This is a genomic window from Cupriavidus nantongensis, from assembly GCF_041726985.1.
Classification (GTDB): domain Bacteria; phylum Pseudomonadota; class Gammaproteobacteria; order Burkholderiales; family Burkholderiaceae; genus Cupriavidus; species Cupriavidus nantongensis_A.
In genome coordinates, this window is record NZ_CP168302.1 from 826,345 (window position 1) to 848,786 (window position 22,442).

Consider the following 22,442-nt stretch of genomic DNA (forward strand, 5'->3'; position numbering starts at 1 on the left):
ATGCGTACTGGGGTGACAGGCTTCCAGCCTGAACGCCTGACACAGGCTCGCCTTTGCAAAGGACTAACGCAAACTGCGTTAGCCGCTAAGGTTGGCCGGTCGTCGGGCACTGTTTCGAAATGGGAGAAAGGAGATCAGGTTCCCGAGGCAGACGCCTTGGAACGTTTAGCCGAGCACTTGGGCATGCCTAGCTCTTGGTTCATTGCCAAGGTGCCGGAGTACGGCGACAAAGTCTGTTTTTACAGGAGTACCGCCGCCGTAACCAAGGAAGCTCAAACGATCGCAGACATACGACTAAAGTGGCTAAACGAAATCAGTCTGGTCCTGCAAGAATGGGTGGATTGGCCCGTCGTGAATGTGCCTCGCCTAGGCGCGAACGACCACCTGAAGATCACCGACGCCGACATTGAACAGGCAGCGGCGGGGTGCCGCCGCACCTGGAATTTGGGTCTAGGCCCCATCTCGGATGTCGTGCTGGCGTTGGAGAACGCTGGGGTAATCTGCGTACGTGAGGAACTCGGCTTCACGCGCATGGACGGTGCTTCTCAGTGGTTCGACACAGATGGGCGGCCATACGTTTTCCTTGCCGCCGACAAGGCCAATGGCGTGAGGAATCGATTCGATGCTGCGCACGAACTAGGCCACCTTGTCTTGCACCGGGACATCGACAACATCGAGTTCCGAACTCGATACGCGGAAATTGAACGCCAGGCGCATTTGTTTGCTGCGGCGTTCCTCCTACCCGCAGAAACGTTTGCGTCCGAGCTGATCCGCCCTAGCTTGGATACCTTCGTCGCGCTGAAGGCTCGATGGAAAGTGTCTATCGGCGCCATGATTATGCGATGCAAGCAACTCGACATCATTGACGAAGACTACGCGGTGCGTCTGTGGAAGAACTATAGTGCTCGCGGCTGGCGCAAAGGCGAGCCACTGGATGAGCGTGTGCCCTTCGAACAGGTTCGCCTGCTACCCCGGACCGTCAATTTGCTTCTATCGGACGGGGGGCTGACCAAAGGCGGTCTGTTGGACGCTATCGGCTTTGGTGCGGCTGCAACCGAACCGCTGTGCAGTTTGCCAGCGGGCTTCTTCACCCAGCAATCAACGGTTTCCTCTTTGGATGCGGTGCGTCTTAAGAGAGATACCCCAACGAATGTGCAGGGCCGCGCTAGCGCGCAAGTATTGGCTTTTCCCCCGGCCAAATAGGGTCATCGGCCATCCAACTTGAATGCGACGGCTTCGTGCGACAAACACGCTTACAAGCACATCAAACAAGTCCGGACGGGGCGGCTGCTCGAAGCACCCCGCCGCTTCCAGCTCCTCCATGGTCAGCTCGTAATTGGCCATCTCCGCCTGGATCCAACTGGGCGACTTTAGATTCTTAGAGTGGACAGGGCTTTACCGAATTTTTGAGTTCCTACGTGCGCATGGTCATAAGACGTTCCCTTCCGACGCCGCTCAGACTAGGTTCACACGCACGGCTGGTCATCCGACTACAGGACCCACTGCCCGACACGGCGCGAGTAACCAGGAGCCGCCGCCCTCACCTGTGCCCATTGAGGATGCCAGGGAGTTGGTGCGGGAAGGGTTTAATGAGTGGCTGAGGACTAGGTAGGGGACGTGCGAAGACCTAGGATGTCTCCCAAACGGAAGACAACACCTTCATACCAGCAGCTGGATGCCACTTCCCACCCTCATTGCGTTATCCAGCCCGGAAAAATTCCTTACTCTGCCCCGCATTGACCGCCCGCCGCAGCCAGTCCGGCATATCGCCCTGCCCGGCCCAGCTCTGCCCCGCGGCGTTGCGGTAGCAGACCACCGGCGGCGCGGGTGGGGGCGGAGGCGTCGGCTCGGGTGGGGGCGGAGGCGGCGGCGGATCGAAGCACCCCGCCGCGTCCAGCTACTCCATGGTCAGCCCGTAGTCGGCCATTTCTGCCTGGATCCAGCGGATCGCCGCCGCCCGCTCAGTTTTTGCTGTCATCGTTGCCGTTGCTGCTGTCATTACGGTCATGCGGGTTGAGGGCGACGGCAGGCGCGCCCCGCTCTTCCTCCTGTGCTTCCTTCTCGGTCGCGGCCGGGCCACTGGCCTTGCGCCGCCGTCAGTCTGCGCCGTCCCGCTCGCGCGGCGCCAGCCGTAATTCTGCCAGCAGCTGTCGCGCGAGCGCCGCCTCGGCCTCGGCGCGCTCGGCCCGGCGCTGCGCCACAGCCAGCTCGGCCTGCACGCTGGCCAGGTCATCGGCCGCTTTGCGCGCCGCGGCGTCGGCGGCCGCAAGCCGCGTGGCGAGTTGCTCGGTGAGTGCCGCGACCTGGGTCTCGAGCCGGGCCCGGGCTTCGGCCTGCGCCACCGCCGCGTCGCGGGCCTCGTGGCGCGCCGCCGCCAGTTCGCCGCGCAGGTCCTCGGCCAACCGCTCGCCCTTCTGGCGCGCGGTGCGCTCCGCGTCCAGTTCGCGCAAGGCGCGGCGCTCGCTGGCTTCGGCCCGTTCCTGGGCAATGACGACCTGCTCGCGGGCGCGTTCCAGCTCGGTCGAGAACTGGGTCCGCAATTCTTCTAATTGCCGCCTCGCCGCCTCGAGTTCCGCCCGGCCCGCCTCCAGCCGTGCCTGGGTCGCGGCGTGGGCCTGGCGCTCGGTGGCCAACGCCGTGTCGCCCGCCGCGATAGCTTCGCGCGCGGTGTCGAGCTGCGCGACCAGCGCCGCGGCTTCCTCGCGCGCGAGCCCGGTCTCGGCGTGGGCGGCATCGCGCTCGGCCGCGGCCGCGCTGGCGGCCGCGCGCGCCTCGGCGCGCAGCGTGGCCAGCTCGCCGGTGGCGACCTCGTTGGCCGCCTGCCAGATGGTCTGCACTGCCCCGGCCGCGATGTCCTTCAACGCGTCCGGCAGGTCGGGATGGTCGATGGTGACGCGGGTGCGCCCGCGCAGCTCCTGCCAGAACGCCTGCAGCACCTCGGCGGGCGTGCCCATGCTGCCCTTGCGCACCAGCTGATAGAGCTTGTTGGCGGTGGGCGTGATGCCGTAGCGGAAGAACAGCAGGCCGCAGACCTCGCGGTACAGCGCGCGGGTTTCGGGGAAGCGGCCGCGCAGCGCGGCAATGTCGTCGGCCATGGCAGCCTGCAACGCGGCGTCGGTCAACTCGGGATCGGCGGTGGCCATCGGTGGAAAAGTGTCATTTGATAGATAAATATTACTACGTAATACGTTTGTTATCAAACAACATGCGCCACACTTTAGACATAAATCCGCTTATGTTTAAACATTAACCATATTATCACTGCAACCAAATGAAAATACTAAATACAAATCACAAAATCTTTTAATTTTAAAGAACAACAAGCTCAATGACTTTGCAGACAAATATCACAAGAGCAACTTAACTTTCCGCGCCCTGATTGGTATCCAAGCACAGAAGCGGCAAGATTCGATCCGTTGTATGCGAGCCTGAACGCCGACGATTTTCAGTTTCATCGCCACCAAGGACCGCAGCCTCCGGTCTTCAAAGAATCATCATGGAAAAACTCATGCCCGCCCAATTGGATGCGTTGGGGCAGCGACGAAAGTAGAGCCAACTTCCAGCTCTAGAAAGAAGGACGCTCCGATTTCTTAGACCGCAGCGTGCGCTCTTACAGCATTTAGTAAATGCGCACATGCCGGACGGTAAGCCGCCAAACCACTTGGCGCTGTCCGTCACGAAGCGGTCGCGTACTAATGCCGCCTCCGCGGCAAGCAAACGGCAAAAGGGAGGGCTGGTGCCCTCCCTTTTTGTTTATGCGCAGGCGCTCCACCCCTCCCTCACCGCCGATACTGCCGAAAAAACTCCCACATCATCCCGCTCGCATCCGGCCCGATCTCGCTGTGGTAACTGAATCGGTCATCACCGCCGCTCCACGCATGACCCAGGCCTTCCACCTCGACCAGCGTCACCAGGTCGCGGTGCCAGCGGCCGAAGCGGTATTCATGCGAGCGGCCCGGCATGTCGCCTTCCGCATCGAAGCGCGCGGGACGGCCGGCGAGGCGGTCTTCCAGGCCGTTGTAGGCCAGGAATTGACGCGCCAGCAGGCGCCCGTTGACGGGATGTACCGCGTCATCGGCCAAGCCATGGATCACCAGTGCGGGCATCTCGGGGCCGCCCGGTGTTACGCCGGCGGCATCGAGTAGCCAGGCGGGCTCGGCCTCGGAGCCTTCCTGCATGGCGCGCAAGCCGGCGCGCGGGTTGTCGGCCGCGCCGATGACCACGCCGGAATGGAGCGCCACGGCCGCCACCTTATCCGGGTAGCGCAGGGCCACTACCGCGGCCATGGCGGCGCCGGCGGACATGCCGGCCAGGTAGATCTCGCGCTCGCGCACATCATGGCGCGCCGCAAGGGCATCGATCAGCGCAGCGACCGCCTGCGCCTCGCGTCCGCCGTCGGCCGCACCGAGGTCGAACCACTGCCAGCAGCGCTGCACCTGGCGGCGCAGCGGCTGTTGCGGGTAGGCGACGATAAAGCCTTCGCGTTCGGCCAGTGCATTCAGGCGCGTGCCCGCGGCCAGGTCATCCGGCGTCTGGCGACAGCCGTGCAGCACCACCACCACCGGCAACGGGCCGCGATGGGCCTTCGACGGGATGTAGAGGTGATAAGACAGTTGCGGCACCAGTTCGCCCGGCATGGGTGCCAGGCGCAGCCGGTGCGCTTGCCAGGTGCCGGGCAAGATGCCGGGATCGGCGACCGGGCGTGGGGGCCGTGCGCGTCGGGGCGGGTCGGGCAGGCGCGTCGGCGTGAGCGGATTCAGCGAATCCATGCGCTGGAGCCAGGATTTCACCTGGGCTTCGGTGCGGCTCTGCACGCGGCTCAAACGCCGCATGCGGGCCTGCCAGTCTGCAGCAAGGCTCTTGGTCATGAGGACTCCTGTATGACGGAATCTCCTCCTATGCCTTATTGTTGCGTTGCAGCATACCACAGCCAAGAGAAGTCTACCCCCCACGGCCGGTGGGGGGATGTGCGCTGGGGACGAACCTGATGCCGGCGCATGCGGCGGCCGCGGCGAGACGCGCCTGGCCCGCCGCCGCAAGACCTGAGAAAGTCAGCGATCGGCCACCCGTTTCCAGCCTTCGGGGGAGAAGCTGCGCATGGCCCTGGCGCGTGATGCCGTGCCGGGGCCGAGGTCCCGTTCGTAGAACACACGGTCGCTGCCGAGCAGGAAAGTATTGACGCCGGTATCGCCGTAACGGGCCGGCCACGCGATCAGGCCGTACGCGGCGTCGCTGCCTTTGCCGGCGGGCAGGATGCGGTAGTGATAGCCGTAGAACGCGTCGACGGCGGGCGTTTCCGGGCCCATCGCCAGGGCGTCGGGACCGAGCGGGCTGGCGTCCTGCTCGCTGGCGGCGGGCCAGTAGAGTCCGTCGGTCTTGCCCGGCGTGCTGATCAGCCGCCTGGCGTAGCGTCCCTGCCCCACCTGCTCGGCATAGCGCTGCTGGGCATCCGCCAGCTGCAGCAGGGTCTCCATGGTGACCAGTTCGTTGCGTCCGAGGCGGCGGCGGCGCACTTCCTGCTTGCCGGCGGGCAGGTCGAACTGCCAGCCGCCCTGCTGCCGGGCCAGCGGCACCGGGAAGGTCCATCCGCTCTCGCCCACCGCAATGCGCGCGCGGTTATCGCCTTCGGGCTGCACGGCATGGTGGCGCGCCCATGCGCCCAGGAAGTCGTAGACGTCATCCTGGTCGATCGAGCCCTGCGGCACCAGTAACTGGTATTGTCGGCCGAGCACGCGCCGCAGCGCGTCGCCATCGCTGCGCGCGATGGCATCGCCGAGCGCATTGGCCGCCGCTTCGGGGCTCGGGTAGACCTGCTGGGCCGCGGCCGGGATGGCCAGCGACAGGGCCAGGGCCGCTGCCGCCACGGACAGCACGCGCGCACCGCGGACGAAGGGGACGGCAGAAATCAGGTTACCGGTCTTGCGCATCATGCATTACCTCCGGCCATGGCCAAAATGTTCGCCGCCACCGACCCGGCCACCGCCCCCGGGCCCGCCGCCGTGGCGCATGCCGCCCTGGTTGAATCCGGCCGGACGCACCGGTGCCGCCTGGTGCTGGGACAACCCGGCGCGCTGCGTCTGCTGGCGCATGCGATCGCCGTTGCCGGCGTCGCGCAGTGCGTTGTCACGATTGGCATTGCGCGCTCGGTCGCGCGCCGCGGCCTGGTCCGCGCGCTGGTGCTCGGCACCGGCGGGACGCGGATCGCGCGTGCCGGCACCGCCTGCGCCGGGCCGCGTGCCCTCGGTGCGGCCGGCCACGCCGCCGGCATGGCCGGGAATCGCCTGGCCGGTACGGCCTTCGAACGAGCGGGCGGCGCGATCGCGTGCCTGGTCGCGCGCCGACGGCTCACGCTGTACGGCCCCGGCGCCGCCGACGCGTTGGCCCGGCTGCGCCCCCGCCTGGCGATTGGCCAGGCCGGCCTGGCGCTGCTGGTCATAGCGGCCGCGCACCGCCGCGTTGTTGTAGGGCACGTTGCCGCGCCGGGCCGGGTCGTGCTGCCAGTTCACGTTGGCGCGGTTCACGTCCAGGCGCTGGTTGACATTGATGTTGTTGTAGCGGTTCACGTTGATGTTGACATCGTGGTCGTGCCAGTTGAATCCGCCCCACATCGCATCGACCGCCGCCACACCCAGCCCGAAGCCGATCCCCGACACCAGCGCCGTGGCGAACACCGAGCCCGGCGGCGGCGGGTAATACGCCGGCGGATAGGCCGGATACGGCCAGGTGCCGTAGACCGTGGTCGGGTTATAAGTCGGCACGTAGACCACTTGCGGATTGGCCGGCTCGATCTGCACGATGGTGGTGCCGCCAGTGCTCTGGGTCACCACTTTCTGCTGTTCGGTGGTCTTGAGCGTGCCTGCCTTCTGCGCCTGCAAGCGCAAGCGCTGCACCGAGTCCATCACGTCATTGGGCTGCGCCAGGAACGCATCGCCGATCGACTGCACCCACTGCGGCTGGCGTCCCATCATGTCGAGCACCGACGGGAAGGCGGCCAGCGATTGCACGCTGGGGTCCCAGTTCTGGCTGGCCACCGCCTTGGTCGCGGCGTCACCCGACAGGTTGGGATTGGCCTTGGACCATTGCGCCGCCGCAGCCACGTCTGCCGGATAGGTCGCAGCCATCAGCACCTGGGACAGCAGCGCATCGGGATACAGCGCCACTGGCGCGGTCAGCTGGTCCAGTTGCGCCTGGCTCAGCGTGGTTTGCGCCAGCGCGGGCTGCAGGGGCGCCATCAGCAACAGTGCCAGGCACCATGCGAAAAGCTGTTGAAGACGATGCATGTTGACGCTCCACAAGTTCGCAAGTGACAGCCGGCCGCCGCCAGGGCTCCGCTCAGCGGCGCTCCTGCGCGCACTGCTGGCGATACGCTTCTTCCAGGCGCTTGCGATCCGCCTGGCGTTCCAGTGTCGGGTAGGTGCGCCCGTCAGCCGTGGAGACCGAACCTTTGCCGGCAGACCACTGCGGTCCGCCGGGCAGTGCGTTGATCTGGTCGAGCAAGCCCTGGCAATGCTGCCGCTGCGATGTCGACAGCGTGCCGCCAGGCCCCTCCACCACCGCGGTGGCCTCGTCCAGCATCCGGGGCGGTGGCGGCGCCACCATCGGCGTTGCAGCGGCCGCTGCCGCGCTGGCATTACCAGCCGCCCACAACGGGGCAGCCACCATGGCGGCGCATGCCAGCATGCCAGCCTTGATCAGAAACTTCGTCAAACCTATTACTCCAGAGCCATCCACGGCGAGTCCTGAGCCGTGGGCGTGTTGCGGGAACCGTCCGTCGCTAGCGGTCCTTGCCGTTGCTGCGGCGGCCGGTGCGGTTGCGCATCAACTCAAGCTTGAGCAGCGCGTCCGCAAGCATACTCTTCAGCCTGGCATTCTCTTCCTGCAGTTCCCGCAGCTTGCGCCCGTCGCGAGCCTCGCCGTTGCCGGGCTGGCCGTAGCGGCTGCGCCATCCGTAGAACGATGCATCGCTGAAGCCATAGCGCGCGCACAGCTCGCGCACCGGTACGCCGCTGGCCGCCTCGGCGAGATAACCGCGGATCTGTTCTTCCGAATACCGTCTGTTCACGAATCTCTCCGCTTCGCAACGGCGGGGGCCCAGGCGTCGCACAGCCGCGACGCCAACCGTGCCGACTCTCGCCGTAAGTTAGCCCAGTGCCGCCGCAAAAGGCAATTCAGTGTCTTCGCAGTGCGAGTTAAGAAAATTATCGCGGCGCGCCAGTGGCAGCCATTGGCATGCGTCACCAAATTTCGTTATTCCAATTTGGAAATTACATGGAATGATTGCATGCAATGATCACCCAAGCGGGGGATGAAATATCTCCGCCAGAACCGGTATTTCACGCCAGACCGGCCCGCAAACGCTGATGGCAAGCCATGTCTGCGGTGCAATACAAAGGCGTCAAAAAAGAATTGACAGGTCTGTCATCAATTCAAGTTTCTATGACTTTTTCTAAGCATGTATTAAGATTCCTCGGCATAACTAAATTTCACAAGCCTTCGCACGGCGCCCCAGCGGCGCCGGCAGAAGCGCGACCCGGCAGCGCACCACCCATAAGTCGCCCCGCATGCCGGTACCCATCCCGGCCGTCGGCATGCGCCGGATTTTGATGGATCAAAGAATCGCTAAGTTGTGGGTCTGAGCTACGTGGACACTAGCGTGTCACGCGTGTAGTGAAACATCCTGCCGAAGCCTTGCGTGCGGGACTCCAAGCTTGACCTACATGGCTCTCGCGGCGTGGCCAACGCGCCGCGGTGCGCCCTGGTTTCCTGCGTGCCATCACTGGCGCATCGCTGTTTGCATCAGACCGAAAAAAAAGAAGAAGGCGAAGTCATGTATCGGGAGAAGTCGGAATGCGTCATGTCAGCACGAAGTTGTTGCATGTCTTTGTTCTGGTCATGGAGTATCGTGACCTGAGCGCCGTTGCGGCTTGCACTCAGGGACGCGTGCCCACGGTGGCCTACAGCCTGGCGCGATTGCGCGAGATCACCGGCGACCCGCTGTTCGTCAAGCGCAACGGCATGCTCGAGCCCACTCCGCATGCGTTGCGCCTGGAACAGACGGCGCGCCAGATCCTGGCGAAATGGAACCACCTGGTGCGGCCCGGCGAACCGGGCCCGAGCAAGCGCCGCGAAGGCGGCAGGCGCGTCTCGATCGGTTTTTCGTCATCGATCGGCGATCCCGTCATCACCGAGATCCTGACGGCGTTGTGCGAGCAGTTTCCGCAAGACAGCTTTGTCACGCGCCCGGTGATTGCCGACGCCGCCCTTGCCGGCCAGCTGAGCGACGGCGAACTCGACTGCGCCTTCGTCGTCGATAGCGGCCATGATCCCGAACGCGTGCGCCAGCACAACATCATGGCCACGCCGCGCCGGCTGGTCAGCGCCACGCGCGGCGGCACGCATGATGAGAGCGAGAGTGCCTGGATCCTGCTGCAGGAAGACAGCGAGGCCGGCAGCCCGCTGCGCGCCTTCCTGAGCCGGCAGGCCAGCACGCCCGGGCATCGCGAGACGGTGGTGCCCTCGTGGCATACGCAGATCACGCTGCTGCATTCCGCCGGCGGCATTTGCCCGGTGCTGGATTTCAACGTGCCGCTGATCACGCGCGAGCGCAAGACCCGGCTGCTGGCACCGCCGAGCAGCTTCCCCGAATGGGCCGCGCTGCATTTCTGGGGGCCGGAGCGCAGCCGCGACCAGGGCGTGCTGCGCGATGTCATGGAAGTCGGCAGCGCGGTGCTGCGCGACCCGCTCAAGGCCATCGACGGGCGCCGCAACGGGCGTTCCGCAGCCCCGGCCGAGGTCGCAACGACCTGACGCCAGGCGCGATAACCAACATGCAAAAGGGGCGCTGTCCGCCGCAAGGCGGCAGCGCCCCTTCTCGTCACCGATCGTTGTCACGGATCGGCGACACTCACGCCGTTTATCCCATTGCCGAGATGGATTTCCGAACTGCCGGCTCGCGCGCGCTGGTTAGCACAAGGATCTTTTCGGGCCATGATTTACGAATCCTCCTAGTTCCGCCGGACTGACTCGCCGCTATGCTGCCATGGCATTGCCGCAGTCCGGCCGTCTCCCGTTTGGCCCGGACCGGTGGTAATGCGAGCAGTTGTCCGGCGCCTCCATATCTGGCGTCATTTTTGCGCCGCACGTCGCCCAGGCGTGCGGCGTTTTCTTGACGTTTGCCGAAGGCTGCGCCGTGTGAACAAGAATCGAGGAGCAACCCGATGGCATTGAGGATCCTGCTTGCCGACGACCACCCGCTGGTCGCGGCGGCCGTCGCCGACCGCTTGCACACCCAGACCGGCTGGGAAGTCTGCGGCAGCGTGACCAGCGCGACGGCGCTGCTCAACAGCATCGACAGCCTGCGCCCCGATGTCGTCATCACGGACTACCACATGCCCGCGCAGGGCGAACGCAACAGCGACGGACTGCGGCTGCTGGCAAGCCTGCGGCGGCGGCATCCAACGATGGCGGTGATCGTGCTGACCATGATCACCAACCCGCTGGTGCTGCGCTCCATCCTCGACACCCAGGTGCACGGGCTGGTGCTGAAGGACGCTCCACTGACCGAACTGGTCACGGTGGTGTACCGCATCCAGCGCGGCTTTCATTACATCGGCAAGTCGGCCATGGAAGTCCTGTCGCAGGCTGACCCGGGCAGCCTGGTGGGCGCGGGCCGGGCCGGCGCGGAACGCCTGTCGCGCCGTGAAATGGAAGTACTGCGGCTATACCTGACCGGGCGCTCGGTCAGCGAGATCGCGATCCAGCTGTGCCGCAGCGTCAAGACCATCAGCCGGCAGAAGAACTGCGCCATGCAGAAGCTCGGCGTCACCAACGACCGCGAGTTGTTCGAGTTTGCCGCGCTCAACGGCTTGCTGCTGAGCGGCTGAGCGCAACGCGGCCGCGCAGCATGCAGTGCCGCGGCGTCAGGCCGCGTCGGCCTGCTCGGCCGCACGGGCCTGTGCGTGAGCAATGCCCGCCTCCAGGCGCGCCAGGCCGCGCGACAGTTCGCGCATGGTCGTGGGCGAGACTTCGGACAGCACGTCCTCGAGAAACGCCGAGCGCAGCGGCATGGCGCGCGCCACCACCTCGCGTCCGGCCGGCGACAGCGTGACATGGGTCACGCGGTTGTCGCGCTCGGACGTGGTGCGCTCGACCCAGCCCAGTTCCTGCATGGCCTTGAGCTGGCGCGTCAGCGCACCGGGGTCCATGACGACGAGGTCGGCCAGCGCCTTCTGGCCGATGGCGCCCTCCTGGTGATGCAGCGCATGCAGGATGCGCCAGCGCGGCAAGGGCAGTCCCATGCGCTGCTCGAACGCCCCCGCATAGGCGCGGTAGGTTCGGCCGAACTGCTGCAATACGGCCACGCTCTGTCGCTCCAGTTCCATCCATTCTCCTCAGGGTAAGTTGCCGCCGGATTTCACTCTGCCGCCATCGCCGGAGCGGGGCTGCGGGTCAGCTTGATCGACGGCACCTGGCGCGCGCACCACACGCCCAGCGCCGCCGCCGCACCCGCCACCAGCAGGCCGAGATGGATGGACCCCACCAGCGACACGCGCGCCTGCTCCAGCAGCAATGCGCCATTGTGCCCGGCCTGCTGCAGCTGGCTGAGCAGCGCCAGCTGCGACGCCTTGTCGATCAACACCTGCGGGTCCGCCATGCGCGATGCCCACTGGACGGCATTGGCGCCGGACAGCGCCTGCTCGACGCCGCCGGTGTAGTTGCGCGTGACCAGCGTGCCCACGATCGCCGTGCCGACCATGCCGCCCACCATGCGCAGCGACTGGAGCATGGCGGTGGCGATACCAAGGTGCTCGCGGCCCGCGGTCTGCTGCGCGAACACTGTCAGGTTCGGCATGATAAAGCCCAGGCCCAGGCCGCCGACCAGCATGATGACCATCAGCACGCCATGCGGCATGCCGCGGGTGGCCTGCGACAGTCCCAGGCACGACAGCGCCAGCATGCCGAAGCCGGCATAGAGCATGGTGTTCGGCCGGCGAATGCGCGTCACAATGCGGCCGTTCAGGATGCTGCCCACGGTAATGCAGACCACCAGCGGCGTGATCAATACCCCCGCCTCCTTCGGCGAGTAGCCGAAGCCGCCCTGGAACAGCAGCGGCGCATACAGCAGCAGCGCAAACATGGTGAAACCAGCGAACACCGAGAGCTTGAACAACGGCGCCAGCCCCGGATCGCGGAACATTTCCACGGGCAAGATCGGATTGGCGCAGCGCCGCTCCCACTGCCACAGCGCCACCAGCGCTACCGCCGCCAGCACGAGCAAGCCCGCGGTATAAGGATCGAGGCCACGCGCCGGCAACAATTCCACGCTCATCTGCAAGCTGCCGAGTCCCAACGCGATCAGCAGCGCCCCCAGCCAGTCGACGCGGATCGGTCCGCGATGCGCCTGCTGGCGCAGATGCGGCAGGTAGCGCCAGGCAAACCACAGTCCCAGCACCCCCACCGGCAGGTTGACGTAGAACACGGCGCGCCAGCCATACCACTCCGTCAGCAGGCCGCCCAGCGACGGTCCGACCGCATTGGCAATGCCGAACGCCGCGCTCAGCATCACCTGCCAGCGCAGCCGTACGTGCGAGTCCGGAAACAGGTCAGCGATGCAGGCAAAGGCCGTACCGACCAGCATGCCGCCGCCGATGCCCTGCAGCGCACGCGCCGCCACGAGGAACGGCATGTTCGGCGCCATGCCGCACAGCGCAGAGGCCACCGAGAACACCACGATCGATGCCAGCACGAAAGGCTTGCGCCCGTAGTAGTCCCCCAGGCGTCCGAATAGCGGCACGGTGATCACCGAGGTCAGTAGATAGGCCGTGGCCACCCATGCGTAGTACTCGAACCCCTGCAGTTCCGCCACCACCGTGGGCAGTGCCGTGCCGACCACGGTCTGGTCCAGCGCCACCAGCATCACCACGAATGCCACGCCCAGCATGGCCAGCAGCGATTCGCGAAACGGCAGGATCTGGCCGGCGGGCTGGGGGCTATGTGGCTCGGGGTTCATTTTATTGCTCGATCAATCGTTGCATTGTCAAGAATTATAGGGCAACTTCCGCTGCCTTGCCCTGTCGCATTTGGCCACGATAGTGAAGCCAGCGCGCCCCGTCGTGAGCTGGCGGAAGCCCCTACACCAACAGCGTGGCGCCCGCCCAGACGATTAACAGGACACCCAGCACGCGGCCGGCAAGTTCGCCGCCGGGCAGGACTTTTTCAACGAAGACCACCAGGGACAGCGCGGCGATCCATACGATGTTCATGATGCCGCCGACGAACAGCAACGCCATCAGCATCCAGCAGCAACCCACGCAATAGACGCCGTGGCGCATGCCAAGCAGGAAGCTGCCGGCGACGCCGGGACGCCAGTGCGCGACCAGGAATGCTGCCGGCGAGCGGCACTGTGCCAGGCAGGCGCGCTTGAGCGGCGAAAACTGATAGACGCCGGCCGCGAGCAGCACGGTCGCGGACAGCAGGGCGCTCTTCGACCACAGCATCATTGCCGAAATGAGGCCGGTCGGCTGCAGCGCCAGTTGCAGCCATGACGCGCCGATGGCAAACGCGAGCCATGCGGTAAGGTAGCCGGCCAGGAGAAACACCGACGTGGCAGCAGACGCGCCACCGGAGGTGTCGTGATGCCGCAATACCCGCCGATACAGTAAGACGAGCGGCGCCGAACTCGGCGTCATCATTGCGATCATCATCACCCACCACATAAGGATGACGGTGGACAACGGCGTATCCATGCCACCCATGCCACCCGGCAGCCGATGCGGGAAAAGCGTGACTGCCGTCATGTCGAGCGCGGACATGCCGGTGCCCGCCCCCGTCCACAGATAGCCCCACGACAACGCGACAATGACGACGACGCCGAGCGACGTGATGGCGCGCTCGCGTCCGAGGACGTTCTCGAGACTGCTCATGCGGCAGGGCGATGCCGGATCAGTCCCTTGTTGTTCATGTGCAATCGCGCGAACTGCGCGTAGGTGCCCTTGAGATCCAGAGCGATATTGCCTTGCGAGCGGCTGGTGCCGGAGCCGATCTCGGCAAGCTCGTACTCGAAGCCGTGCGGCAGATCGATCCGGGCGCGATGCTCGGCGCCCGTTACCGGGTTGCGGATCGGTTCGCCGACGGTATCGAACACACCTTCAACATGGATCCGGCCGCGGCGGGCGTCGACATCGACGTCGAAGTCAATCTTCGTGAAGATCGGATCGAAGGCTTGCTCGAGCGTCGACGCGAATACCGCGAACATGGTCGCGAACGGCTCGGTGTCCTGCCCGGTCATGATCTTCAGGACCGCTTCGCGCTGTTCCGGGGTGGCCCGTTCGTCCACGATGGGCTGACACTTTCCTCTCCCTTCGTGGATCGGGCCGGGCCACTGGAACACCACCGCGATGTTGAGGCCGTCGAGTCGCACGTCGCCGTAATAGCCGTCGCTGATCGAGATCGCGCCCATTGCTTCGCAGAAGCCCTTGGTTGGCAGCGCGTTGAATTGGCACGGGCATCCGTACGAGCAATTGCAGTTGATCAGCTCGGTGCCTTGGATTTCCCAGGGGGTCATGGCAGTCCTCCTTGCGCTTGACGTCTTGAGCGCCTGCTTATCGTCCCCGCACGATGGGCAGTCTGGCTTGAATCTAGTGTGCAGCAAGGGGAAGTCAAGACGGGATCTGCGCCAGCATGTGCGTTGGGCTACCCACAGCCTGGTGAGGTACCATCGCCGGAAACGGAGGTCGCCATGCCTGCAGAGATGCGGAAGTGCCTGTGGTGGTACAAGTTGTGCTGGGTCCTGGTATTGCTGTGCGTTTGCGCCTGGCTGGTCGGTGCGCCGGGGCTGCTGGTGGCCGGCCTCTTCGTTGCCGCCGCGTTGGCGGGCGGCGCTTCGGCGGCGTACCTGGAACAGATCCGGCCCACCATCGTCGCCGATTTCGTGTGGTTCGTCGCCTCGGCGGCGCTGATGTTGTTCCCGCTTGCGCTGGCGATTCACAGCGTGCGCATCTATCGCCTGAGCCGGACAGGTTGGGCGTAGAGACACTTACACTATTCGGGCTGAATACCCGCTTGCTTCACCAGATTCCCCCAGCGGTCCACCTCTGTGCGAAGCCGGTCTCCCAGTTGGGCTGGGGTGGACGCCTTCAGTTCGATGCCCTGGCTGTCGAGCCTGGCCCTGGTCTGCGGACTCGCCAGCGCCGCGCGCACTTCGTCCGCAAGCCGGTTCACCACCGCCGTCGGTGTCCGCGCCGGCGCGACCAGCGCCCACCACTGGCTGACCTGCATGCCGGGCAGTTTCGCTTCCGCGGTGGTCGGCACGCCGGGAAGCGCGGCCACACGCACCGGGCCGGTCACCATCAACGCCGAGATCTTGTTGCCGCCAAGCAGACTGCTGCCGCTTGCCAGCGTCGCGAAATGGCCCTTGACCAGTTGCGCGGAGACATCGGTCAGCGCCGGCGCCGAGCCGCGGTACGGCACGGAGTCGACCGGGATCCCCGCCTGGCTTTCCAGCATCTTGGCGGCCAGGTGGCTGATCGAGCCGTTGCCGCTGGTGGCCAGTTGCAGCGGCGTTCCCGCCTTGCGCGAGTCCGCCAGGAAGCGCTGGATCTCTCCGGCGCGGTACTGCGTGCTGTCCGCGAACAGCACCAGCGGCGCCTCGCCCAGCAGCGAGACCGGCGTGAAGTCGCGCAACACGTCGTAGGGCATCTGGCGGAACACGGACGGCGCAACGGTGTGCGCCAGCTCGATGACGCCCAGCGTATAGCCGTCCGGCGCGGACTTGGCCAGCGTGTCGGCACCGATGCGGCCGGAGGCACCGGCGCGGTTGTCGACCACCACGGGCTGGCCCATCGATTCGCTCATGCGCTGCGCGACCGCACGCGCCAGCGCATCGGTACTGCCGCCGGCGGCCCAGGGCACGATCAGCCGGATCGACTTTTCCGGATAGGCAGCCAGCGCCGCCGGCATATGGGCCGCGAGGCAGCAGGTGATGGCGGTCAGCAGGTAACGCAGCTTCATGAGTGTCTCCCCAAGGTGTTTGAAATCATGCCTGGCCCGGATCGCGGTCGCCGCGCGCGGTCAGCATCAGCATCACGGTTTCGGTCCGGTCGATGCGCCCGTCGCCGCGTAGCGCCTGCGCCGCGGCAAGGCCCGCGCCGGCGCACAGTTCGACCCAGAATCCCGCGGCGGCGAGATGACCGGTGCCGTCGCGTGCCGCCGCGTCGTCGACCACCACCGCGCCGCCGCCCGAGCGCCTGACGGCAAGGACCTGCTGGGCGGTCACGGTAGAGCCGGCCGTGGAAAACTGAAGCGTCGTGCCGGCGAAGTCGGACTGCTGCGACGCGCCAGCCAGTACCCGCGACAGCCGTGGGAACGGCTCGACCGCCCACAGGCGCGGCAGCTTCGGCAAGTGTCCCAACGCGACCAGGTCCCGCAGGGCGCTGTAAATGCCCCACAGCAGGTCCCCGCGAGCGGTTGGCACGATGACATGGTCTGGGCGGCATCCTTGCGCCACCCACTCCAGCGCAACGGCCCGGTAGCCTTCCACGCCGAAAACGGGGCTCCCCACCGCCGGCACGCTGTAGTTGGTCAGCGCGAAGGCGCCCTCCTCCCGGACGCGCCGGCGCACATGCGCCCAGCGCGCATGACCGCTATCGCAGACGACGCGCCGTGCGCCGTAATGGCGTAACGCCGCGTCGAACACGGCGGGCAGCGCCTGGTAGGTCGCGACCTCGCAGTCCAGCCCGGCGGCGGCGCAATAGGCCGCGGCCGAAACCGCGGCGTTGCCGCTGGATGCCAGCACCACCTCGCGCGCGCCGATATCGAGGGCCCGGCTGACGGCCTGCGCCGACATGCGGTCCTTGTGCGAGCCGGTCGGGTTCGCGCCTTCGTGCTTGATCCAGACCGACGCCACGTCGGCTAGCGACGCCAGCGCCGGCACCGGAATGCATGGTGTGGCCCCCTCCCCCAGTGACACGCCGTCCAGGTAGGGCTGCCAGTGGCCCCATGTATAACTTCCGCTTTTCGGTGCAAAATCCAGTGCCTGGGCGTCGTAGACCGCTTCAAGGCTGCTTGGATGACCGGCGGCCGCGCAGGCCGGGCAGCCTTCCGGCATGTCGTGGAGCGGATAACGGGCGTGGCAGGTGATGCATCGCAGCCCCTGCATCGCCGGATTGATGAGCGGTTGGGTCGGAGTCGGATTGCCGCTGGCGCGCATGGTAAAGGCTGATGGCCGGAGTGAAAGTGGCTCGAGTCTATGCCAGGCCATGATCCCGTTGCGCAGGCGCGCCGATGATCGACTTAAGTAAAACTTATAGGGTAGAGATGGAGACAGCCGCCGATTCAGGCATCAGCGCCCGGCAGGTCGAGGTGTTCCGCATGGTCATGCGCCTGGGATCGGCGCGCCGCGCCGCCGAAGCGCTGCATATCAGCCAGCCCGCCGTGACACAGATCGTGCTGCAGCTTGAAAAGGCGGCGCGGCTGAGGCTGTTCGACCGCAGCAAGGGGCGCATGGTGCCGACGCCCGAGGCGGCGTCCTTGATGGACGAAGTCGAACGCGTCTATGTCGGACTCGACGCCGTGCAACGGCGGATCGATCAATTGCGCACGCATGAGGACACGGTGCTGCGCGTGGGGGTGTTGCACGCCATGGCGTCCAGCGTGATGCCGGCGGCGGTGGCTGACTTCGTCCACAGCTATCCGCGCGTTCGTTGCCAGCTGGAGGTCGACAGCTCCCGCGGCCTGCGCGAGCGCTTGCTGCAGCGCGAACTCGATATCGCGTTCATGGGCGACGAAGCGGACACCAGCGGCCTGACCGCTTCCGAGTTCTACGCGGTGCAGGCCGTGTGCGTCGCGCCGGCAACGCATCCGTTCGCGGCACGCGCGAAAGTAGGAATCGAAGACCTGGTCGACGTGCCGCTGATCGGCCTGGACGCCGCGGATCCGGCGCAACGCCGGCTGCAAGCATGCTTTGCCGAACTCGGCATCGCCCCGCGCTTCGTGGCGACGACTCCGTACAGCCATACGCAATGCTCGCTGGCGCTGGCCGGTGCCGGCCTGGCGATCACCAATCCCCTGGTCGCCCGCGCTTATGTGGCGCTCGGGCTGCGTAGCGTACCCCTGACCGCGCCGATCCGATTCCGCGCCATCCTGGCCTTCCATCCAAGCCTGGGACAATCCACCGCGGCACAGCAGTTCGTCAGCCTGTGCCGCCAGCGCCTGGCCGATCTGCAGTGATGCACGCACTGCCGCTGCGCCTTTGTCAGGCGGCGTGGCTGCCGCACTGCGCTTCCAGCCGCTCCGCCAGTTGCTCCAGTTCGGCGTGGATGGCTTGCCAGTCGGCGCCGACGGCGCCCAGTCCGGCGCGTCGCACGGTCTGTTCCAGCCAGCGGCAGGCCTGGCTTTGCACCGGATGGCCCATCACCGACAGCGCGCCGGCCAGCCCATGCAGGCGCTGGGCGAAGGTGTCGGCATCGCCAGCGCGCAGCGCTTCGGCCAGCGCGCGCTGGTCGCTGCGCAGCGCATCGGCATGCAGCACGGCGCCGCCGCCGGCATGCCGGTCGGGCGCCGTGCGTGCGGCGACGCGGGCGCCGGAGAAGTCCTCGAGCAGCTCGCGCAGCGTCGCCAGGCCGACCGGCTTGGTCAGGCAGCGGTCGATGCCGGCGTGCCGGCAGCGCTCGGCCACATCGGGTCCCACGCTCGCCGTGATGGCGACGATGGGCATGGCATGTCCCGCGTCGCGCAGGCGGCGCGCCAGCGTGAAGCCGTCCATGCCCGGCATTTGCAGGTCGGTCAGGATCAGGTCGTAGTGCCGACCCGAGGCCAGCGACAGCGCCTCGGGGCCATCGCAGGCCAGGTCGACCGATTGCCCCAGGCTTTCCAGCTGCTCGCGCATGACCACCTGGTTGATGGGATGGTCTTCCACCAGCAGCAACGCCAGTTGCGCGGCAGGCGCCTCGGCGCGCGCCGGCGCGGCGGCGGGCACCGCCTCTACCTCGGCGCCCGCCGCTGCCGCGATGGCCGCGACCAGGCCCTGCCAGGCATAAGGAGAGGCCACCACGGGGGTCTGGGTCAGGTCCGGCGCGATCGGTGCCAGCGCGGAAATCACCACATCGGCATCGGGGCATTGGGACAATGCCTCTTCGTCGCAGACCAGCACGTCGACCGGCGTCACCGGCGGCGAGCCGGGATCGTACCTGACCGCGCGCGCGCCGTAGTACCGCAGCAGCTGCTCGATGCCCTGATACAGCTCCTGCAAGGTGACGTTCAGGCCGACGGTCAAGCCGCGCAGCCCGGCCTGCGGCCAGGGCTCCGCGGACGCCGGAATGCCGGCGCTGGCCAGCGGCAGGCTGACGATAAAGCAGCTGCCCAGGCCCGGCTCGCTGACCACGCGGATCTCGCCGCGCATCAGCTCGACCAGCCGCCTGCAGATCGACAAACCCAGCCCGGTGCCGCCATAGTGGCGCGTATCGGGCTGCTCGGCCTGCACGAACGGCTCGAACAGGCGGCGCTGGTCATGCGCCGCAATGCCGATGCCGGTATCGACCACGCGGACCTCGACGCCTTCGGCGCCGCCGCCCCGCGGTGACCGCATGCGCCTGGCCGTGACGATCACCTTGCCCTGTTCGGTGAACTTGACCGCGTTGCTGACCAGGTTGTTCAGGATCTGCTCCAGCTTGACCGCATCGGCCATCACCGGTTCTGACAGCGACGGATCGTTGATGCACAGCAGGCGCAGGTGCTTGCGCGCGGCTTCGGCGGCAAAGCCCCGGGTCACTTCCTCGACCACCTCGTCGAGGCGGCACGGCCGCGGCTGCAGCGACATTTGCCCGGCCTCGATCTTGCTGAAGTCGAGTACGTCGTTGATGATGTCGATCAGCGATTGCGAGGCATGCTGCATCACGGCCAGCTGGTCGCGCTGGCGCGGCTCGAGCCGGGTCATGCTCAGCAGTTCGATGCTGCCCAGCATGCCGTTGAGGGGCGTGCGGATTTCATGGCTCATGGTGGCCAGGAATGCAGACTTGGCCCGGTTGGCGGCATCCGCCGCGCGGATCGCCTCGCGCAGGCGCGCCTCGCCACGCCGCGCCTCGGTGACGTCATTGAGCGCGCACAGCAGTGCTGCGCGGACTTCGTAGGTGATCTGCACCAGGCGCACTTCCAGGTAGCGCGTCTCGCCGTTGCTGCAGGCCATGTCGACGTCGAAGCAAGGCAGCACCTGTGGCGGCCCTTCGGTGCTGGCACCGCTGCTGGCCAGGCGCGCTTCGCAGGCGTCCTGCAGCTGCGCCAGCCCGGCAGGCGTGGCCTGGTCGATCAGCGACTGGGCCGCGGCGTTGGACAGCAGCACCTGGCGCGTGCTGCGCTCGACGATCATCAGGCCCACTCCCGCCACCTCGATCACGAAGCGCCCCAGCGCATCGCTCTCCTGCAGGCGCTGGGACTGGCGCTGCGCCGGGCGCATGATGCGCCGGTCGATCAGCCAGATCCACGCGAAGATCAGCAGCGACAGCGAACCGGTCAGCCCAAGCATCCACAAGGTGTTGTTGCGGAACTGCCGCCACACGCGGCCGACCTCGACCACCGCCACGGTGCGCCAGCCCCAGGCGTCGAGCGGGTATTCCAGCACGACCTCATGCTGCAGCAGCCCGTGCCGCACCAGCGATGATCGCACCGTGCCTGGCCGCGCGCCGTCGGCGGCGAGCGCCGCGGCGACGGGCGCTTCGAGCGGGCCGGCCGGCATGCCGTCGGCGCCCAGCACCATGCCGGCGTCGGTCAGCAGCATGAAGTCGCCATCCACGGCCTGGCCGTCGGGCAGCATCGGTGACAGCGGGAACTCCATCGCCAGCACCGCGGCCGGCTCGCCTCCGTCCTGCACCAGCGTGGCAAAGGTGACCGTGCGAATGCCGCTGATCCAGTCCTGCGCCGGCGCCAGCATCACCGCCTGGCCCGGATGGGCGCGCAGTCGTGCCAGCAGCGCATCGTTGCGCAGCCGCTGCAGGGTGTCGCGCAGGAAGATCTGGCGCGCGTCGTCGCGCTGCAACAGCATGCGCGCCGGATTCAGCCGGCGCGGAATGACGTACAGCTGGTCCGCCTGCAGGTCGATCAGGTAGGCGTTCTGCACCTCGCGGTATTGCAGGTTGTTGACGCGGAAGGTGAACGTCATCACGTCGGCCAGGTCCTTCAGCCCCTTGCGCGGCAGGCCGGCGTTCGGTGGCGGCACCAGCAGCGCGATGTAGGGCCGATCGCCGCGGCGTTGCAGGCGATCGATCCATTGCGTGTCGCGGACCGCCGCGACATCGTTGGCAAGGCCGATATCGGACAGCCGCGCCAGCGATCCCTGCGCGCGCACGGTCAGCGCCTCTGCCCGGTGCAGCGTCGACTGCAGTTCTTCAGACTGCGCGCGCAGCACCATGCCCTGCCGGTCGATCGCCTCGCGCAGGCGGTAATGGAGCAGCACGCCCCAGGACAGCACGGTCAGGCCCACCACGCAGGCCGAGAACAGATAAACCAGATAGCGGATCTGGCGAATGCTCAACGGCAATGCGGCGCTGCTGTCGGCCGGCATCAGCCTTTTCATGGATTACCTCGTATTCACGTCGAACCGCCTGGGGGCGCGCGTTGCGCTGGGACTACTCACAACATGCCGCGCTGGATGGCGAAGGCGGCAAGCTCGACGTCGTTGTCGGCGCCGACCTTGCGCATGACGCTCTGCTTCTGGGTGCTGATGGTCTTGACGGTGCGCCCGGTGCGCACCGCGATTTCGGTCACGGACAAGCCGGACAGATAGAGCCGCAGCACTTCGCTTTCGCGGGTGGTGAGCAGTTCGGCCCAGTCGTCGAAGTCGCCCAGGCCGCGGCAGCGCCGGCCCCAGATCAGGTCACACGCGATTTCCGACACCGAGGCGAGATCCAGGTGTGCCATCCGCACCGCCTTCACGACCTCGTCGGCGTGGTCGCGGGCGGTCACGACATTGCGGCAGCCGTCCTTGATCAGTTGCAGCACGCCAGCGCGGTCCGCGATATTGGCGATGGCGACCACGCGTTGCCGCCCCAGCGCGGCCAGCCGCGTACCCAGGCGCGCGTAGCTTCCGGAACGCGCATCGTTGCCGTTGCCGAGCGGGAACCGCAGCGCCACCACATCGCACACGTCTTGCCCCAGCGCCTGCACCAGGCCGCGCTCGTCGTCAACCAGGCCTGCCAGTTCGATGCAGGCGCTGGCCGCGAGCCGCCGGCCCAACAGCCGCCGCATCACGGGTTGCGAGTCCGCGACGATCACCCGGATTTTTTCCATGACCGCTTTACGCTCCAGCGTTGTCCCGGTTTTCAGGATGGGCCATGCGGCTGGCTTTCGAAATCAGCCAAGCCTGAAATGTCTGCGGTATTTTCTGATCAGCAGTTGCCGCGGGGATGCGCGGTCAAGCGCAGGCCGGCAATAACGTCGCGGGTCAGCGCCCGCGC

The 22,442-nt window shown here is 66.6% G+C and carries 18 protein-coding genes and 2 pseudogenes; 5 read left to right on the forward strand and 15 right to left on the reverse strand.

The window, feature by feature from the left end:
- Entirely contained in the window at positions 1-1,203 is a 1,203-nt protein-coding gene (locus ACEI37_RS03490; RefSeq protein WP_373377346.1) for a helix-turn-helix domain-containing protein, read from the forward strand.
- A gap of 496 nt (positions 1,204-1,699) precedes the next feature.
- Here ACEI37_RS03490 and ACEI37_RS03495 read toward each other — a convergent pair.
- The 7 genes and pseudogenes from ACEI37_RS03495 to ACEI37_RS03525 all read right to left on the reverse strand — a co-directional run bounded on the left by ACEI37_RS03495 (position 1,700) and on the right by ACEI37_RS03525 (position 8,062).
- Positions 1,700-1,978 (reverse strand): annotated as a pseudogene (locus tag ACEI37_RS03495) (H-NS family nucleoid-associated regulatory protein).
- Positions 1,962-3,143 (reverse strand): annotated as a pseudogene (locus ACEI37_RS03500) (DNA-binding protein). Before ACEI37_RS03500 ends, ACEI37_RS03495 begins: the two co-directional pseudogenes overlap by 17 nt.
- Before the next feature lie 636 nt (positions 3,144-3,779).
- Positions 3,780-4,868 (reverse strand): PHB depolymerase family esterase, encoded by a 1,089-nt coding sequence (locus tag ACEI37_RS03505; protein WP_373377347.1) that lies wholly within the window; start codon positions 4,866-4,868, stop codon positions 3,780-3,782.
- 183 nt (positions 4,869-5,051) lie between these two features.
- The gene (locus ACEI37_RS03510; protein WP_373377348.1) at positions 5,052-5,930 is read right to left on the reverse strand and encodes a DUF2950 domain-containing protein; all 879 of its coding nucleotides are present in this window, start codon (positions 5,928-5,930) and stop codon (positions 5,052-5,054) included.
- Between the two features lie 3 nt (positions 5,931-5,933).
- Positions 5,934-7,280 (reverse strand): DUF3300 domain-containing protein, encoded by a 1,347-nt coding sequence (locus ACEI37_RS03515; protein ID WP_373377349.1) that lies wholly within the window; start codon positions 7,278-7,280, stop codon positions 5,934-5,936.
- 52 nt (positions 7,281-7,332) lie between these two features.
- The gene (locus ACEI37_RS03520) at positions 7,333-7,707 is read right to left on the reverse strand and encodes a hypothetical protein (protein ID WP_373377350.1); all 375 of its coding nucleotides are present in this window, start codon (positions 7,705-7,707) and stop codon (positions 7,333-7,335) included.
- Positions 7,708-7,774: 67 nt separating this feature from the next.
- Positions 7,775-8,062: a transposase gene (locus tag ACEI37_RS03525; RefSeq protein ID WP_373377351.1), complete on the reverse strand. Its 288-nt coding sequence runs from the start codon at positions 8,060-8,062 to the stop codon at positions 7,775-7,777.
- 785 nt (positions 8,063-8,847) lie between these two features.
- Between ACEI37_RS03525 and ACEI37_RS03530 the strand changes: the two genes are divergently transcribed.
- Together ACEI37_RS03530 and ACEI37_RS03535 are read left to right on the forward strand one after the other, a co-directional pair.
- Positions 8,848-9,807, forward strand: a complete 960-nt coding sequence (locus ACEI37_RS03530; protein ID WP_373377352.1) for a LysR substrate-binding domain-containing protein — start codon at positions 8,848-8,850, stop codon at positions 9,805-9,807.
- 410 nt (positions 9,808-10,217) lie between these two features.
- Positions 10,218-10,883 carry a response regulator gene (locus ACEI37_RS03535; protein WP_373377353.1) on the forward strand — a complete coding sequence of 222 codons (666 nt, stop codon included), beginning with the start codon at positions 10,218-10,220 and terminating at the stop codon, positions 10,881-10,883.
- A 36-nt stretch (positions 10,884-10,919) separates the two neighbouring features.
- Here the strand turns inward: ACEI37_RS03535 and ACEI37_RS03540 are convergent, their stop codons facing one another.
- From ACEI37_RS03540 to ACEI37_RS03555, 4 genes are all read right to left on the reverse strand, one after another.
- Positions 10,920-11,381 carry a MarR family winged helix-turn-helix transcriptional regulator gene (locus tag ACEI37_RS03540; protein WP_062803497.1) on the reverse strand — a complete coding sequence of 154 codons (462 nt, stop codon included), beginning with the start codon at positions 11,379-11,381 and terminating at the stop codon, positions 10,920-10,922.
- Positions 11,382-11,413: 32 nt separating this feature from the next.
- Entirely contained in the window at positions 11,414-13,009 is a 1,596-nt protein-coding gene (locus ACEI37_RS03545; RefSeq protein ID WP_373377354.1) for an MDR family MFS transporter, read from the reverse strand.
- 121 nt (positions 13,010-13,130) lie between these two features.
- On the reverse strand, positions 13,131-13,922 hold the full coding sequence (locus ACEI37_RS03550; RefSeq protein ID WP_373377355.1) for a DUF2182 domain-containing protein: 792 nt from the start codon (positions 13,920-13,922) through the stop codon (positions 13,131-13,133).
- Complete coding sequence (locus ACEI37_RS03555; RefSeq protein ID WP_373377356.1) at positions 13,919-14,563, reverse strand: DUF1326 domain-containing protein; 645 nt, start codon at positions 14,561-14,563, stop codon at positions 13,919-13,921. Before ACEI37_RS03555 ends, ACEI37_RS03550 begins: the two co-directional genes overlap by 4 nt.
- Before the next feature lie 174 nt (positions 14,564-14,737).
- Between ACEI37_RS03555 and ACEI37_RS03560 the strand changes: the two genes are divergently transcribed.
- Complete coding sequence (locus tag ACEI37_RS03560; RefSeq protein WP_373377357.1) at positions 14,738-15,028, forward strand: hypothetical protein; 291 nt, start codon at positions 14,738-14,740, stop codon at positions 15,026-15,028.
- 11 nt (positions 15,029-15,039) lie between these two features.
- On the opposite strand, the gene ACEI37_RS03565 is transcribed toward ACEI37_RS03560, so the two are convergent.
- Together ACEI37_RS03565 and ACEI37_RS03570 are read right to left on the reverse strand one after the other, a co-directional pair.
- The gene (locus ACEI37_RS03565) at positions 15,040-16,008 is read right to left on the reverse strand and encodes a tripartite tricarboxylate transporter substrate binding protein (RefSeq protein ID WP_373377358.1); all 969 of its coding nucleotides are present in this window, start codon (positions 16,006-16,008) and stop codon (positions 15,040-15,042) included.
- 25 nt (positions 16,009-16,033) lie between these two features.
- Positions 16,034-17,206, reverse strand: coding sequence for a pyridoxal-phosphate dependent enzyme (locus ACEI37_RS03570; protein ID WP_373377359.1), 1,173 nt, complete (start codon positions 17,204-17,206; stop codon positions 16,034-16,036).
- Positions 17,207-17,280: 74 nt separating this feature from the next.
- On the opposite strand from ACEI37_RS03570, the gene ACEI37_RS03575 reads away from it, so the two are divergent.
- A complete protein-coding gene (locus ACEI37_RS03575; protein ID WP_373377360.1) occupies positions 17,281-18,225 on the forward strand; it encodes a LysR family transcriptional regulator in 945 nt (314 codons plus the stop codon).
- A 25-nt stretch (positions 18,226-18,250) separates the two neighbouring features.
- Here ACEI37_RS03575 and ACEI37_RS03580 read toward each other — a convergent pair whose 3' ends face one another.
- Both ACEI37_RS03580 and ACEI37_RS03585 read right to left on the reverse strand, forming a co-directional pair.
- A complete protein-coding gene (locus ACEI37_RS03580) occupies positions 18,251-21,562 on the reverse strand; it encodes an ATP-binding protein (protein WP_373377361.1) in 3,312 nt (1,103 codons plus the stop codon).
- Between the two features lie 56 nt (positions 21,563-21,618).
- On the reverse strand, positions 21,619-22,275 hold the full coding sequence (locus tag ACEI37_RS03585; protein WP_373377362.1) for a response regulator transcription factor: 657 nt from the start codon (positions 22,273-22,275) through the stop codon (positions 21,619-21,621).
- Between the last annotated feature and the right edge of the window lie 167 nt (positions 22,276-22,442).

Bases quoted from the DNA above. Each gene is read 5' to 3' on its own strand.
- ACEI37_RS03585 (WP_373377362.1), bottom strand. From the start codon at position 22,275: ATGGAAAAAATCCGGGTGATCGTCGCGGACTCGCAACCCGTGATGCGG.
- ACEI37_RS03530 (WP_373377352.1), top strand. From the start codon at position 8,848: ATGCGTCATGTCAGCACGAAGTTGTTGCATGTCTTTGTTCTGGTCATG.
- ACEI37_RS03490 (WP_373377346.1), top strand. From the start codon at position 1: ATGCGTACTGGGGTGACAGGCTTCCAGCCTGAACGCCTGACACAGGCT.
- ACEI37_RS03565 (WP_373377358.1), bottom strand. From the start codon at position 16,008: ATGAAGCTGCGTTACCTGCTGACCGCCATCACCTGCTGCCTCGCGGCC.
- ACEI37_RS03570 (WP_373377359.1), bottom strand. From the start codon at position 17,206: ATGCGCGCCAGCGGCAATCCGACTCCGACCCAACCGCTCATCAATCCG.
- ACEI37_RS03515 (WP_373377349.1), bottom strand. From the start codon at position 7,280: ATGCATCGTCTTCAACAGCTTTTCGCATGGTGCCTGGCACTGTTGCTG.
- ACEI37_RS03550 (WP_373377355.1), bottom strand. From the start codon at position 13,922: ATGAGCAGTCTCGAGAACGTCCTCGGACGCGAGCGCGCCATCACGTCG.
- ACEI37_RS03545 (WP_373377354.1), bottom strand. From the start codon at position 13,009: ATGAACCCCGAGCCACATAGCCCCCAGCCCGCCGGCCAGATCCTGCCG.
- ACEI37_RS03510 (WP_373377348.1), bottom strand. From the start codon at position 5,930: ATGATGCGCAAGACCGGTAACCTGATTTCTGCCGTCCCCTTCGTCCGC.
- ACEI37_RS03540 (WP_062803497.1), bottom strand. From the start codon at position 11,381: ATGGAACTGGAGCGACAGAGCGTGGCCGTATTGCAGCAGTTCGGCCGA.
- ACEI37_RS03505 (WP_373377347.1), bottom strand. From the start codon at position 4,868: ATGACCAAGAGCCTTGCTGCAGACTGGCAGGCCCGCATGCGGCGTTTG.
- ACEI37_RS03535 (WP_373377353.1), top strand. From the start codon at position 10,218: ATGGCATTGAGGATCCTGCTTGCCGACGACCACCCGCTGGTCGCGGCG.
- ACEI37_RS03580 (WP_373377361.1), bottom strand. From the start codon at position 21,562: ATGAAAAGGCTGATGCCGGCCGACAGCAGCGCCGCATTGCCGTTGAGC.
- ACEI37_RS03560 (WP_373377357.1), top strand. From the start codon at position 14,738: ATGCCTGCAGAGATGCGGAAGTGCCTGTGGTGGTACAAGTTGTGCTGG.
- ACEI37_RS03575 (WP_373377360.1), top strand. From the start codon at position 17,281: ATGATCGACTTAAGTAAAACTTATAGGGTAGAGATGGAGACAGCCGCC.
- ACEI37_RS03555 (WP_373377356.1), bottom strand. From the start codon at position 14,563: ATGACCCCCTGGGAAATCCAAGGCACCGAGCTGATCAACTGCAATTGC.